Source organism: Streptomyces sp. NBC_00557, from assembly GCF_036345995.1.
Classification (GTDB): domain Bacteria; phylum Actinomycetota; class Actinomycetes; order Streptomycetales; family Streptomycetaceae; genus Streptomyces.
This window is the reverse complement of sequence record NZ_CP107796.1, coordinates 751312-764609: the sequence shown is the minus strand read 5'-3', so window position 1 is coordinate 764609 and position 13298 is coordinate 751312. Positions and strand designations below refer to the sequence as shown.

General features: G+C 74.8%; 11 protein-coding genes. 6 read left to right on the top strand and 5 right to left on the bottom strand.

The annotated features are described in order from the left end of the window. Nucleotides 1–8 precede the first annotated feature (8 nt). Both OG956_RS02745 and OG956_RS02740 read left to right on the top strand, forming a co-directional pair. Entirely contained in the window at nucleotides 9–749 is a 741-nt protein-coding gene (locus tag OG956_RS02745) for an HAD family hydrolase (RefSeq protein WP_330336306.1), read from the top strand. Next, a complete protein-coding gene (locus OG956_RS02740; RefSeq protein ID WP_330336305.1) occupies nucleotides 746–3100 on the top strand; it encodes a glycoside hydrolase family 65 protein in 2355 nt (784 codons plus the stop codon). The genes OG956_RS02745 and OG956_RS02740 overlap by 4 nt, the downstream gene beginning before the upstream one ends. Before the next feature lie 340 nt (nucleotides 3101–3440). Here the strand turns inward: OG956_RS02740 and OG956_RS02735 are convergent, their stop codons facing one another. Next, entirely contained in the window at nucleotides 3441–4331 is an 891-nt protein-coding gene (locus OG956_RS02735) for a M56 family metallopeptidase (RefSeq protein WP_330336304.1), read from the bottom strand. Beyond that, the gene (locus OG956_RS02730; protein WP_330336303.1) at nucleotides 4328–4711 is read right to left on the bottom strand and encodes a BlaI/MecI/CopY family transcriptional regulator; all 384 of its coding nucleotides are present in this window, start codon (nucleotides 4709–4711) and stop codon (nucleotides 4328–4330) included. Before OG956_RS02730 ends, OG956_RS02735 begins: the two co-directional genes overlap by 4 nt. A gap of 227 nt (nucleotides 4712–4938) precedes the next feature. Here OG956_RS02730 and OG956_RS02725 point away from each other — a divergent pair, with 227 nt between their 5' ends. From OG956_RS02725 to prcB, 3 genes are all read left to right on the top strand, one after another. After that, complete coding sequence (locus OG956_RS02725; protein ID WP_330342714.1) at nucleotides 4939–6426, top strand: hypothetical protein; 1488 nt, start codon at nucleotides 4939–4941, stop codon at nucleotides 6424–6426. A 667-nt stretch (nucleotides 6427–7093) separates the two neighbouring features. Next, complete coding sequence (locus OG956_RS02720) at nucleotides 7094–8074, top strand: lysylphosphatidylglycerol synthase transmembrane domain-containing protein (protein ID WP_330336302.1); 981 nt, start codon at nucleotides 7094–7096, stop codon at nucleotides 8072–8074. A 72-nt stretch (nucleotides 8075–8146) separates the two neighbouring features. Further along, nucleotides 8147–9001, top strand: coding sequence for a proteasome subunit beta (gene prcB / locus OG956_RS02715; RefSeq protein WP_330336301.1), 855 nt, complete (start codon nucleotides 8147–8149; stop codon nucleotides 8999–9001). Nucleotides 9002–9012: 11 nt separating this feature from the next. Here the strand turns inward: prcB and OG956_RS02710 are convergent, their stop codons facing one another. Genes OG956_RS02710 through OG956_RS02700 form a run of 3 tightly spaced genes read right to left on the bottom strand, consistent with a single transcriptional unit; the run spans nucleotide 9013 to nucleotide 11032 of the window. Further along, nucleotides 9013–9765, bottom strand: a complete 753-nt coding sequence (locus tag OG956_RS02710; protein WP_330336300.1) for a phosphatase PAP2 family protein — start codon at nucleotides 9763–9765, stop codon at nucleotides 9013–9015. Beyond that, nucleotides 9762–10376 carry a phosphatase PAP2 family protein gene (locus OG956_RS02705; RefSeq protein WP_330336299.1) on the bottom strand — a complete coding sequence of 205 codons (615 nt, stop codon included), beginning with the start codon at nucleotides 10374–10376 and terminating at the stop codon, nucleotides 9762–9764. Before OG956_RS02705 ends, OG956_RS02710 begins: the two co-directional genes overlap by 4 nt. Further along, complete coding sequence (locus OG956_RS02700; RefSeq protein WP_330336298.1) at nucleotides 10373–11032, bottom strand: DedA family protein; 660 nt, start codon at nucleotides 11030–11032, stop codon at nucleotides 10373–10375. Before OG956_RS02700 ends, OG956_RS02705 begins: the two co-directional genes overlap by 4 nt. A 213-nt stretch (nucleotides 11033–11245) precedes the next feature. Here OG956_RS02700 and efeU point away from each other — a divergent pair, with 213 nt between their 5' ends. After that, nucleotides 11246–13276 (top strand): iron uptake transporter permease EfeU, encoded by a 2031-nt coding sequence (gene efeU / locus OG956_RS02695; protein ID WP_330336297.1) that lies wholly within the window; start codon nucleotides 11246–11248, stop codon nucleotides 13274–13276. Nucleotides 13277–13298 lie beyond the last annotated feature (22 nt).

Genomic DNA, 13298 nt, shown 5'->3' with positions numbered 1-13298 from the left:
GTGCCGGTATGACTCAGCTCGGTCTGCCCGACGAAATCCAGGCCTGTCTGTTCGACCTCGACGGGGTCGTCACCAAGACGGCCGTCGTGCACGCGGCGGCCTGGAAGGAGACGTTCGACGCGTTCCTGCGGGGCTACGCGGGGGAGCAGGGCCGGCCGTTCGACGCGGTCGCCGACTACGACGAGTACGTCGACGGCCGCCCACGCGCCGACGGCGTCCGCGCCTTCCTCGACTCGCGCGGCATCCACCTGCCCGAGGGCACCCCCGACGACCCGCCGGACGCCCGTACGGTGCACGGCCTCGGCAACCGCAAGAACGTCCTGCTGCTGGAGAAGATCCGCACCGGCGGGGTGGAGGCCTACGAGGGCACCCTGCGGTATCTGGAGGCGGTCCGCGCAGCGGGCCTGCGCACGGCGATCGTCTCCTCCAGCGCCAACTGCCGGGACGTGCTGCGCGCCGTGGGGGCCGAGCACCTCTTCGACGTGCGCGTCGACGGCGTGGTCGCCGCGGCGCGGCACCTGCCGGGCAAGCCGCACCCCGACACGTTCCTCGCCGCCGCCCACGACCTGGGGGTCGAGCCGTCCCGGGCGGCCGTCTTCGAGGACGCGCTGGCCGGCATGGACGCGGGCCGCTCGGGCGGCTTCGGCTACGTCGTCGGCGTGGACCGCGTGGGCCAGACCGACGCGCTGTACGCGCACGGCGCGAGCATCGTGGTGAAGGACCTCGCCGAGCTGGGAGGCAAGCAGTGATCACCGACCGGTCGTACACCGTCGAGCCGTGGGCGGTCCGGGAGACCGCCCTCGACCTCGGCGTCCTCGCCCAGAGCGAGTCGGTGTTCGCGCTGTCCAACGGGCACGTCGGCTGGCGCGGCAACCTCGACGAGGGCGAACCGCACGGCCTGCCCGGCAGCTACCTCAACGGCGTGCACGAGGTGCACCCGCTGCCGTACGCCGAAGCCGGCTACGGCTACCCCGAGTCCGGCCAGACGGTCATCAACGTCACCAACGGCAAGATCATCAGGCTGCTCGTCGACGACGAGCCCTTCGACCTGCGCTACGGCCGGCTCGTCAGCCACGAACGGGTCCTCGACCTGCGCCGCGGGGTGCTGGAGCGGACCTGCGAGTGGACCTCGCCGGCCGGGTCCACGGTCCGGGTGCGCTCGACCCGGCTGGTGTCGCTGACCCAGCGCGCGGTGGCCGCCATCGCGTACGAGGTGGAGGCCGTCGGCGACCGCAGCCGGGTGGTGATCCAGTCCGAGCTGGTCGCCAACGAGACCCTGCCCGAGTCCGACGGCGACCCGCGCGCGGCCATCGCGCTGCAGTCGCCGCTGGAGCAGGAGGACCACTTCGCCTCCGGCAGCCGGCTGCGGCTGGTGCACCGCACCCGGCGCAGCGGCCTGAGGGTGGCCGTGGCCGCCGATCACGTCGTCAGCGGCCCGGAGCGCACCACCACCCGCAGCGAGAGCGGCACCGACGTGGCCCGCCTGACGGTCACCTCCGTGCTCGAGCCCGGGCAGACGCTGCGGGTGGAGAAGCTGGTCGCCCACGGCTGGTCCGGCGCCCGCTCGCTGCCCGCGATGGCCGACCAGGTCGACGCCGCGCTCGCCGCCGCCGCGCACGACGGCTGGCAGGGCCTGCTCGCCGACCAGCGGGCCTGCCTGGACGACTTCTGGGCCCGCGCCGACGTCGAGGTGGAGGGCGACGAGCAGATCCAGCAGGCGGTCCGCTTCGCCCTGTTCCACGTCCTGCAGGCCGGCGCCCGCGCCGAGCAGCGGGCCATCCCGGCCAAGGGCCTGACCGGCTCCGGCTACGACGGGCACGCCTTCTGGGACACCGAGATGTTCGTGCTGCCGGTGCTCGTCCACACCGCCCCCGCCGCCGTCGCCGAGGCCCTGCGCTGGCGGTACAACACCCTGGACGAGGCCCGGGAGCGCGCGGCGCAGCTCGGGCTCGCGGGCGCCGCGTTCCCGTGGCGGACCATCGCCGGGCCGGAGGGCTCGGCGTACTGGCCGGCCGGCACCGCCGCCTTCCATGTGAACGCCGGCATAGCCGACGCGGTCGTCCGGTACGTCGAGGCCACCGGCGACACCGTGTTCGAGCGCGAGACCGGCGTGGAACTGCTGGTGGAGACCGCGCGGCTGTGGCGCTCCCTGGGCCACCACGACGCCCACGGCGTCTTCCACATCGACGGGGTCACCGGCCCCGACGAGTACAGCGCGATCGCCGACGACAACACGTACACCAACCTCATGGCCCGGCAGAACCTGCTCGCCGCCGCCGACGCCGCCGAACGCCACCCGCGCGAGGCGGCCCGGCTGGGCGTGGACGAGGAGGAGACCGCCTCCTGGCGGGACGCCGCCGACGCGATGCACGTCCCCTACAACCACGAGCTGCGCGTGCACGAGCAGCACGCCGGGTTCACCCGCTACCAGCGCTGGGACTTCGCCGGCACCCGCCCCGACCAGTACCCGCTGCTGCTGCACTTCCCCTACTTCGACCTGTACCGCAAGCAGGTCGTCAAGCAGGCCGACCTGGTGCTGGCCATGTACACCTGCGGCGACTTCTTCGCCGACCGGTACGACGAGGAGCAGGTCGCCCGGAACTTCGCCTACTACGAGCCGCTGACCGTCCGGGACTCCTCCCTGTCGGCGTGCTGCCAGGCCGTCATCGCCGCCGAGACCGGCCATCTCGACCTCGCCTGGGACTACACCACCGAGGCCGCCCTGATGGACCTGCGGGACCTGGAGCACAACACCCGCGACGGGCTGCACATCGCCTCGCTGGCCGGCAGCTGGATGGCGCTGGTGGCGGGCTTCGGCGGGATGCGCCGCGACGGCGAGCGCCTGCGGTTCGCGCCGCGCCTGCCCGAGCGCCTGAGCCGGCTCGCCTTCAACGTCGAGTTCCGGGGCCGGCGGCTGCGCGTGGAGATCGGCGCCGACAAGGCGACGTACGCCCTGCTGGACGGGCCGCCGCTGACCCTCCGGCACCACGGCGAGCCGCTCACCGTGAGCACCGACGGACCCGCCGTACGAGCGATGCCACCGGCGGTACGCCGCCCGGCACCGGACCAGCCACCACACCGCACGCCGAACGGGGGCTGACACGCCCCCCGGCTGCGACAGCCGGGCGGTGCCGCCGGGTGTCCCGGGGGGCGGGAGGTGTCTTCGGGCATCTGCGGGATGGGGAGTCATGTCGGGTGTCCTCGGGCCGGGAAGCGCCCGTCTGCGTCCGCGGTCGGAGGTGCCGTCGGGAGTCCGGGGCCGGAGGTGCCGTCGGGTGTCGGCTCGGCCGGGAGGCGTGTCGGCCGTCCGCGCGGTGCGGAGCCATGTCGGCGTTGGCGCGGCCGGAAGGCGCGTCGGTGTCCGTGGTGCCGGAGTGGGTGGTCGGCGTTGCACGGCGGTGCGGCTCGCCGGGTGAGCCGGGCGCCCCTTCCGGGGGCCTTCAGCTCAGCGCGCCGGACAACTGCCGGAGAAGGTCGCCCGTCGCGTCGGCGGCGAGGAGGGTGGCCAGGGCGCCAAGGAGGAGGACGCCTGCCGCGGCCGGCCACAACCGCGGCGGCGGGCTCGTCTGCAGGGCCGCGATCCGGCGGGTGACCGAGCGGTCGGCGAAGCCGAGGGCGCACGCCCGGGCCCGGCCGGCGGTGAGGGCGGCCCGGGCCAGGGCCCGGGCGGCCGTACGTCGGTCCCTGACCGTCGACGCCGCCTGCTCGTCCGCCCACCGCTCCACCAGGAACGCGATGGCGGAACGCACCGGACGCAGCAGCGGGTCGGCGGCGACGGCGAGCGTCGCCGCCGTGACCAGCGACCCGTGCCGGTGGCTGAGATGGGCCCGCTCGTGGGCGAGCAGCACCCGGCGTTCGGCGGGCCCGAGGGCGCTCAGCATCGCCGAGGTGACCAGGATGCGTCCCGGCCTGCCCGGGATCGCGAAGGCCTGCGGCACCTCGGAGGCGGCGACGATCAGCTCGGTGTCCGCCGGATGCCCCGCGCACAGCCGGCGCAGAACCCGCCGGGTGCGCCGCTCGGCGCGCACGGCCCGGTACACCCGCACGCCGACCGCCAGCAGAGCCAGACAGGCGGCCGCACCGATCGCCCCGGGCACGGGGTCCGTCACCGGGTGCCCGTCCTCCCGGGCCTCGCGGATCACCGGCGGCGCCGCGCCGAGCAGCGTCGCGGCCAGCAGGACCAGCGACCAGGTGGTGGCGCCTGCGGTCAGCACCGCCGCCGAGGTGAGCACACGCGCGGCGAGGGCCGGTGCGGCCCGCCGGGCGATCAGCGGCCCCGCCGCGGACAGCAGCAGCGACAGCACCAGCGGGGTGTAGACGTCGTACGTCATGCGCCGTCCCCCGCGAGCAGGTCGCGCAGCGCACGCTCCTCCTCCGGGCTCAGCCCGGTCACGAACTGCTGGAGCGCGGCGATCGGGTCGGGCCCGCGGTCCAGGGCCTCGTGCATCGCCTCGGCCGTCAGCTCGGCCGCGTTCTTCGCGGGCCGGTACGCGCCGCGCCGGCCGTCGGCGTCCCGCAGCACCAGCCCCTTGTCGTACAGGCGTTTGAGGATGGTGTGCACCGTGTTGTAGGCGAGCGCCCCGTCGACCTCGGCCTGGATCTCGGCCGGCGTCAGCGGCCGGTCCGTGGCCCACAGCGTGGCCAGCACCTCGCTCTCCAGCGCACCGGCGCTGCGCCGCTCCGCCCTGCCGCGGGCCCCTGTGCCAGCCATGGCCCAACCTTACAGCGCGTAGTGCCATCGGCCGGATGGCCCTGTCCGCCCGGTGGCAGGCCGGATTTCGGGGTAGTTTGGCGGTGTTTCCCCCCGACTTGACGGTGTTTTCGTCTTACTTTGCGGTGTTCTCACCTTGCCTGGCGTGTTTTCCCGACTCCCGTCCTCGACCCTACAGACTGTAGGGTGACAGTCGCCCCGCGCATCGTGGGGCATGAGGGGTGATGATGGCCGGCAGCGCGCACGCCACACTCGCCGGGCTGCGGCGCGAGCGTGCCCGACGCGCCTTCGCCGGCGGCCCGCGGCCGCGGCCCACCGCCCCGCTCGCCGCCGTCGCGGCCGCCTTCACCCTGGCCCAACTCCTCCTCGTCCGGCCCGGCATGGGCCTCGGCTGGGACGAGACGGTGTACGTCAGCCAGGTCAGCCCGCAGGCGCCCGCCGCCTTCTTCAGCGCCCCGCGCGCCCGGGGCGTCTCCCTGCTCGTCGCGCCCGTCGCCTCCTGGTCCACCTCCACCGCGCTGCTGCGGGTCTACCTCGCGCTCCTGTCCGGCCTCGCCCTGTACCTGGCCCTGTCCGTCTGGCGCGGCCTGTTCCCGGTGCGCGTCCTCGCCCTCGCCGGCGCCCTGTTCGCCTCGCTGTGGGTCACCCTCTTCTACGGCCCGCAGGCCATGCCCAACTACTGGGTCGCCGTCGGCGCCCTCGCCGCGGCCGGCTGCTTCCTGCGCGTAGGCGCTCGCGATTCCGGCCGGGGAGCGCTGTGGGGCCTGGCGGCCGGCGCCGCGCTCATGGCCTGGATGCGGCCCATGGACGCCGTCTGGGCGGTGCTGCCGCTGCTCGCCCTCGGCCTCGCCCGCCGCCCCCGCCGACGGCTGTGGGTGCTGCTCGCCGGGCTCGCGGCCGGCGGCGCCGAGTGGGTGATCGAGGCGTACGCGCGCTACGGCGGCCCGGTGCACCGGCTGTCCGAGGGCTCCGCGATCCAGGGCGGCCTCGGCTGGCACCCCGCGGTCGTCGACCAGATGCGCAGCCTCGGCGGCCGGGCACTGTGCCGGCCCTGCACCGGCGCCCTGCCCGACCCGGTGGTCACCGTGTGGTGGTTCCTGCTGCCCCTGCTCGCGGTGCTCGGGCTGGTCGTCGCCGTCCGCGCCCGGCGTACGGCGGCCACGCTGCTGCCGGTCGCCTGCGCGGTGACCTCCGCCTTCCCGTACCTGTTCATGATCGACTACGCCGCCCCGCGCTTTCTGCTGCCGGCCTACGCCCTGCTCGCACTCCCGGTCGCGGACGCGCTGGTGCACCTGGTCACCGGGGCGCGCCGGCCCTGGCGCCCGGTCGCCGTGACCCTGCTCTGCCTCGGACTCGCCGCCCATCTCGCGGTGCAGCTCGCCGTGCTGGAGAACACGGTCGACAACACCACCCGGGACCACCGCGCCTGGTCCCGCACCGCCGCCGCCCTGCACCGCCTCGGCGTCCGCCCGCCCTGCCTGCTCACCGGCGGCGACGCCATCCCCGTCGCCTTCTACACCGGCTGCTCCTCCGCGGCGACCTCCGGGCACAACGCCAACAGCACCGAGGCCGCCATCACCGCCACCGCCCGCCGGATCCCGGTCGCGGCCCTGGTCCCCGACGCCACCCGCCCGCCCGGTTACGCCCGCACCTGGCCGTTCACCCCGCTCGACGGCCTGCGGCTGTACTACTCCCTACCCCGGAGCGGCCGATGACACGGCGGATCGGAGAAGCGGCCGCCATGCCGTGCCGGGTCCGGGAAGCGGCCGGTCGCGCCGCCGCTCCGCGTCCGCGGCGGTCCGGACGCGTCCTGGCCGCGCGCTTCCGGAGGGCCGCCTGCGCCGCGGCTCGGTGCCGCGGGGTGACCGGACGCGGCTCGGCCTCCCGCCCTGGGACGGCACGCCACTTGCCGGCGGCGCCGGGTCCGGCCGGTCGCTTCACGGCGGGCCGCCGTCCGACCGACGCCCTTCCGGCAGGCCCGTCTCCGGCCCCCGGCATTCCGGCGGCTCCGGGCCTGGCTGATGCCGTTCCGGTGGGCCTGTGTCCGGTTCTTGGCATTCCGCCGGCCCCGGGCCTGGTTGGTGGTGTTCCGGTGAGCCTGTCTTGGGCCGTTGGCATTGTGGCGGGCCCCGGTCTGGTTGGTGTTGTTCCGGTGGGCCCGTCTTCAGCCGCCGGCATTGCGCCGGGTCCGGGCCTGGTTGGTGGTGTTCCGGTGGGCCCGTCTCCGGCCACCGCCATTCCGGCGGCCCCGGGCCTGGCTGGTGACGTTGCGGCAGGTCGGTCTCCAGCCGCCCGCACCCCGGCGCGCCCCCGACCGCCGTATGACTTCTTCTTCGCCCACGCAGCACCGGCCGATCATGCCCCCGTACCCAGGAGAGGCCGATGACGTCCCCGATCGTCACTCAGGAACGGCCGGTCGCGTCCTCGCCGGAAGCCGGTACGGGGCTCGGACGGCGGCGCGTGTGCTGGCATGCCGGTGTTCTCCTCGCCGTGCTGGTGGGCGGGCTGTACCTGGCTCACCGGCACTGGGCGGTCCTCGAGAGCGGGGCCGGGCGGCTGGCGGGGGCCGACCAGGGCTGGCTGCTGGTCGGTGCGACGGCGGCCCTCGGCACCTGGGCGGCCTCCGCGCTCGCCCAGCAGGGCGCGGTGGTGCTGCGGCTCCCCGGTTCCCGGCTGGTCGCCGCCCAGTTCGCCGCCTCCGCCGCCAACCACCTGCTGCCCGCCGGGCTCGGCGCGGGCGCGGTGAACCTCAGGTTCCTGATGCGCTGCGGACTGCCCGCCGGCCGCTCGGCCAGCGCCCTCGCCGTCAAGGCCGGCGCGGGCGGCGCGGTCCGGCTGGTGCTGATCGCGCTGCTCGCCCCGGCCTGCCCGGGCCTGCTCCGCCTGCCGCACCTCACCCCGACGGCCCTCGCCGTCGCCCTGGGCTGCCTGGTGCTGCTCGCCGCCCTCCCGGCGACGCCCTGGTGGGTGCGCTGCCGCCGGGCCCTGTCGGCGGTCCTGGCCGATCTCCGCGCCCTGCACACCAGCCCCGCCCGGGCCGCTGACCTGTGGGGCGGCTCCCTCGCCTTCGCCACGCTGCACTCCCTCGTGCTCATCTCCGTCACGCGGGCGGTGGGACTGCCGCTGCCCCCGCTCCAGGTGGCCCTGCTGTACCTCGCCGCGAGCAGCACCGCGGCCCTGCTGCCCACCCCGGGCGGCCTCGGCTCCCTGGACGCGGCGCTCGTGTTCGCCCTCACTCTCGCCGGCGCCCCCGGCGCGGCCGCGGCCTCCGCCGTGCTCGGCTACCGGCTGCTGACGGTGTGGCTGCCCCTGCTGCCGGGCCTGCTGGTGCTCGCGGTGCTGGTGCGGCGCAAGGCCCTGTGAGGGCGGGGAGTTTCCCGCGCGCCCGCCGCAGGTAGGACTCGGGTGTCGGTGCCGTACAGGAGGGGGAGAGCCATGCCGGGAAACGACGCAGCGGGGCTGCCGAGCGAGGCGTTCTTCACGCCGGGGACGTCGTCCTTCACCGAGTTCCTGGCCGCGCACCGGCCCGGCCTGCTGCCCACCACGCCCGCGCTGCCCGGCGGGATACGGATGGCGCCCGGCGCCTTCCCGCACGGCACCACGGTGCTCGCCCTCACCTACCGCGACGGCGTGCTGATCGCCGGCGACCGGCGGGCCACCATGGGCCATCTCATCGCCCAGCGCGACCTGGAGAAGGTGCACCCCGCCGACGACTTCACGGCCGTCGCCTTCGCCGGGACCGTCGGCCTCGCCCTCGACATGGTGCGGCTCTACCAGGTGGAGCTCACGCACTTCGAGAAGATCGAGGGCACGCCCATGACCCTGGCCGGCAAGGCGACCCGGCTCGCGGCCATGATCCGGCAGAACCTCGCCCAGGCCATGCAGGGCCTCGCCGTCGTCCCCCTGCTCGCCGGGTACGACGGCACCGCGCCCGGCGGCGGCCGCGGCCGGATCTTCGGCTTCGACGCCGCGGGAGGCCTGTACGAGAAACGGGACTTCTACGCCGAGGGCTCCGGCTCCCCGTACGCACGGGGTGCCCTGAAGAAGCTCTACCGGCCGGGCCTCACCCGGCGCGAGGCGGCCCTCGCCGCCCTCCAGGCGCTGTACGACGCCGCGGACGACGACTCGGCCACGGGCGGGCCCGACCTGAACCGCCGTATCTTCCCCGTCGTGTGCGTCATCACCGAGGACGGCTTCGAGCGGCTGCCGGAGGCGGAGACCGGGGACCTGAGCCGGGAGATGGTCGAACGGCGCGCCGCCCGTCCGGACGGGCCCCACGCCACGCCCTGACCTGCCCGCTCTCACGCAGGGGGTGACGACCCCCGGCGGCGCGGATCACGGGGCGCATCCGACTGCGCCGGCCCGCCGGCCGCGTCGTCCGGGTGGGACGGTCCCGGCTCGGGGGCACGGGGGACGTGTCGCGCGGGCAGCCACCGGGCCGCCGCGAGGACGAGGACACCGAGCCATCCGGCGGCGAAGAGCCAGCCGCCGAGCACATCGGTGAACCAGTGCACGCCCAGGAAGACCCGGGTCAGCCCGACCCCCGCTGCCCAGCAGGCGACCAGCGGGCACAGCACCGCCCGGCCGCGCGGCGCACGCAGGCACAGGGCGGTGATCAGCAGGCCGGCGGTCAGCGCGGACGTGGTGGTGTGACCCGAGGGGAACGACCAGCCGGAGGCCTCGGTCTGCCAGTCGTACTGCGGCGGCCGGGCCCTGGCGATCAGTTCCATCACGCCGTACCGCAGCATCTGGCCCGCGACCAGGCAGAGCACGCCGAGCAGCACGGCCACCAGCCGCTGCCGCGCGGTGCGCCCCGCGACCAGCCCGGCCAGGACCACCAGGAGGTACGGCACCACGCCCGTGCCCGTGTCCGTCAGCCCGCGGGCCACCGCCACCGCAACCGGCGGGCGGTGCGCCACGGACCAGGACAGCAGGCTCCGGTCCGGGCGCAGCGGGCCGTGGACGTGCGCCACCACCGCGGCCAGCACCCCGAACGCCGCCCAGGCGCACAGGGCCGCCGCACCGGCCGGCCCGGCGAGGCTCCTGGACCTCACGGGGCTCCCGAGACCAGCAGGGGGCGCAGCCGGGTCCCCGCCAGCCGTCCCGCCAGGGCGGCCGGCGACCTCCGCAGCGCGATCATGGCCAGGCAGCCGGCCAGCGCGCCGAGGACCGCCCCCGCGACGACGTCGTGCGGATAGTGCACCCCGACCCACACCCGGGAGGCGGCCATCGCGACCGCGCACACCGAGGCGACGGCGCCCAGCCGCCTCGAGACGAAGAACAGGGCCACCGCTGCGGCGCAGGCGACCGCCGTGTGATTGCTGGGGAACGCCCAGTCGCCGCGCGCCGGACACGCCTCCAGCGTGCGGAAGGCCAGCCGGCGGCACGGCCGGTCCTCGGCGACCAGCGGCTTGACGAGGCTGTTCACGCCGAACGCCGCCACCACCGCCACCGGCACGGCCAGCGCCGTCATGGCCGCGTCCGCCCCGTCGCGGCGGGCCCGCCACCAGCCCACGAGCATGAGCAGCGCGAACACCGCCAGACCGTACGCCGACCACACGGCGATCGTGTCGTCCAGCCAGCCGGGGGAGCGGTGGGCGAGGTCCACCACGTCGAGGTAGAGCGGCCCGTCGACCGACGAGCCGGACAGAGCGAGCGGCGTCATCGGGTCTCCCGGGCCGCCCGGCGGGAGCGCAGCACCTCGGCGGCGAGCGGCAGCAGGGACACGACGACGATCAGCGCGACCATCGGCAGCAGGTACTTGTCGACGTTCGGGATCGACGAGCCCAGCGCGTACCCGGCGAGGGTGAGACCGAGGCTCCACACCAGGCCGCTCGTCACCTGCCAGAAGGTGAAGGTGCGGGCCGGCACCTCGAGCGCCCCCGCCAGCGGGTTCAGCACCGTGCGCACCACCGGGATGAAGCGGGCCAGCACGATCGCCTTCGCGTAGCCGTAGCGCTCCAGCAGTTCCTCGGCGCGCTGTGCGCCCTCGCGCAGCCTGGCCGAGCGGCTGCGGGCGAGCAGCGCGCCACCCGCCTTCCGGCCGATCAGGAACCCGCACTGCGAGCCGGCCAGCGCGCCGACGGCCGCCGTCACCAGCAGCGGCCCGAGCGACAGGTGCACCCCGCCGGCGGACGTGCCCGTGCACAGCAGCCCCGCGGTGAACAGCAGGGAGTCGCCGGGCAGGAAGAACCCGATCAGCAGCCCGGTCTCCGCGAAGAGCACGACGCCGACGCCGAGCACGCCGAAGGCGGCGAGCAGCGAGTGGGCGTCGAGCAGGTTGACCGCGAGCTGCGCCGCCAGGTGTGGGGAGGTGGCCATCGCCGTACGCCCTTTCCTTCGACTTGCCTCGACAAGATCTGACTACACATTTGTAGACGGTCTACCTGCCTGTAGACGAACGCACGGTGGCGAACGCCTCCGGACTTTGCCTTCCCATTGCCCCTTTGTGACCGGCCGACTACATGGCCCTGGTCATGATGGTCCGCGGAGGTAAGGTATGCCTTCACTAACCAACAGGGAGGGCAGCAGGGCATGTGGGACGACGCGTTTCCGAGTTTCCTGATCGGACTCAGGGAGGGACTGGAAGCCGGACTCATCGTCTCCATCCTCGTCGCCACCCTGGTGCGGGCCGAGGCGCGCTCCCGGTTGCCCCAGGTGTGGACCGGTGTCCTCGCCGCCGTCGCCGTGGCGATGAGCTTCGGCGCGGTGCTCACCTTCACCGCCGCCTCCATGCCGCAGACCGCCCAGGAGGCCTTCGGCGGCACCCTCAGCGTGATCGCCGTCGCGTTCGTCACCGCCATGGTGTTCTGGATGCGCCGCTCGGCCCGCAGCCTCTCCGGCGAGCTGAAGGAGAAGGTGACCGGCGCCCTCGCCATGGGGTCCGGTGTGCTGATCCTCACCTCCTTCCTCGCGGTGGGCCGTGAGGGCCTGGAGACGGCCCTGTTCCTGTGGACCACCGCGCGGGCGGCCGGCGAGTCGGCCGGGCCGCTGACCGGCGCCGCCATCGGCCTCGTCCTCGCGGCGGGCCTGTGCTGGGGACTGTACCGGCGCGTGCTGAAGATCAACCTGACCAAGTTCTTCACCGCCACCGGCGCCGTCCTGATCGTCATCGCCGCCGGCGTGCTCGGCTACGGCCTGCGCGACCTGCAGGAGGGCGGCGTGCTGCCCGGCAGGACCGCCTACGCGGTGGACCTCGCGAGCAGCGTCGACGCCGGCTCCTGGTACAGCACCCTGATCCAGGGCGTCTTCAACCTCACCCCGACCATGACCTGGCTGCAGGTGGCGGCCTACGCCGGCTATCTGGCCGTCGTGATGACGCTGTTCGTGCGCGGCGTGCGGGCCACCGCACCGAAGCCGGCCGGGGAGCGTCCCGCCCGGGAGCCGAAGGCCGGCCGGCCCGAGCGGCGCCGCCCGGTCTGGGTGGTCCCGGCGGCCGTGGTCGCCGTACCCGCCGTGGTCGCCGGACTCGTCGTCGCCCTCTCCCGGCCCAAGCCCGCCGGCGACCAGACGGTCGCCGTCTCCGAGACCGAGTGCGGCAAGGGCTTCACCGCGCCCAAGCCCGGCCGGCAGACGTTCCAGATGCAGAACACCGGCGACAAGACCTCCGAGGTGTATCTCATAGATCCGGCGACCAGCGCGGTCTACGGCGAGATCGAGGGCCTGGCCCCCGGCACCACCCGCGACCTGGTCGCCACCGTCGCCGGCGGCAGCTACGCCTGGCGCTGCGTCCCCACCGGCGGCAAGGCCGTCACCTCCAAGGCGGTCACCGTCGACGGCGGCGGCGCGGCCGCACCGGTCGTCCCCGTCTCCGAGCAGGACCTCGCCGCGCCCCTGAAGGCGTACAAGGCGTACGTCGAGCAGGGGCTGGACACCCTGGTCGCCCAGACCCGCACCCTCGCCGGCGACATCGAGCACGACCACCTCGGCAAGGCCCGCACCGACTGGCTCACCGCCCACCGCACCTACGCCTCCCTCGGCGCCGCCTACGGCACCTTCGAGGACTACGACAAGAAGATCGACGGCCGCGCCGACGGGCTGCCGGACGGCGAGCGGGACAAGGACTTCACCGGCTTCCTCCGCCTCGAGTACGGCCTGTGGCACGGCCAGTCCGCCAAGGAGCTGACCGGCCCCGCCCGGCAGCTCGCCACGGACGCGGCGGGGCTGCGGAGGGCCTTCCCGACCCAGAACTTCGACCCCGGCGACCTGCCGCTGCGCGCGCACGAGATCCTGGAGAACACCCTCCAGTTCGAGCTGACCGGCGACACCGACGAGGGCAGCGGCACCAACCTCGCCACCGCCGACGCCAACCTCACCGGCACCCGCGAACTGCTCACCGTCCTCAAGCCGCTGCTCACCCGGCGCGCGCCCAAACTGCTGCCGGCCGTGGACGCGGACATCGCCCGCGTGCAGAAGCTCCTGGACGCCGCCCACCACGGCGCCGACTGGACGCCCGTCGACAAGCTCGACGCCGCCGCCAAGCAGCGGCTGGACGGCGCCACCGGCCAGCTGCTGGAAGACCTCGCCCCCATCCCGGACCTGCTCGAGATCCGGAAGTCCGCCTGATGGCCCACCAGCACCCGACCTG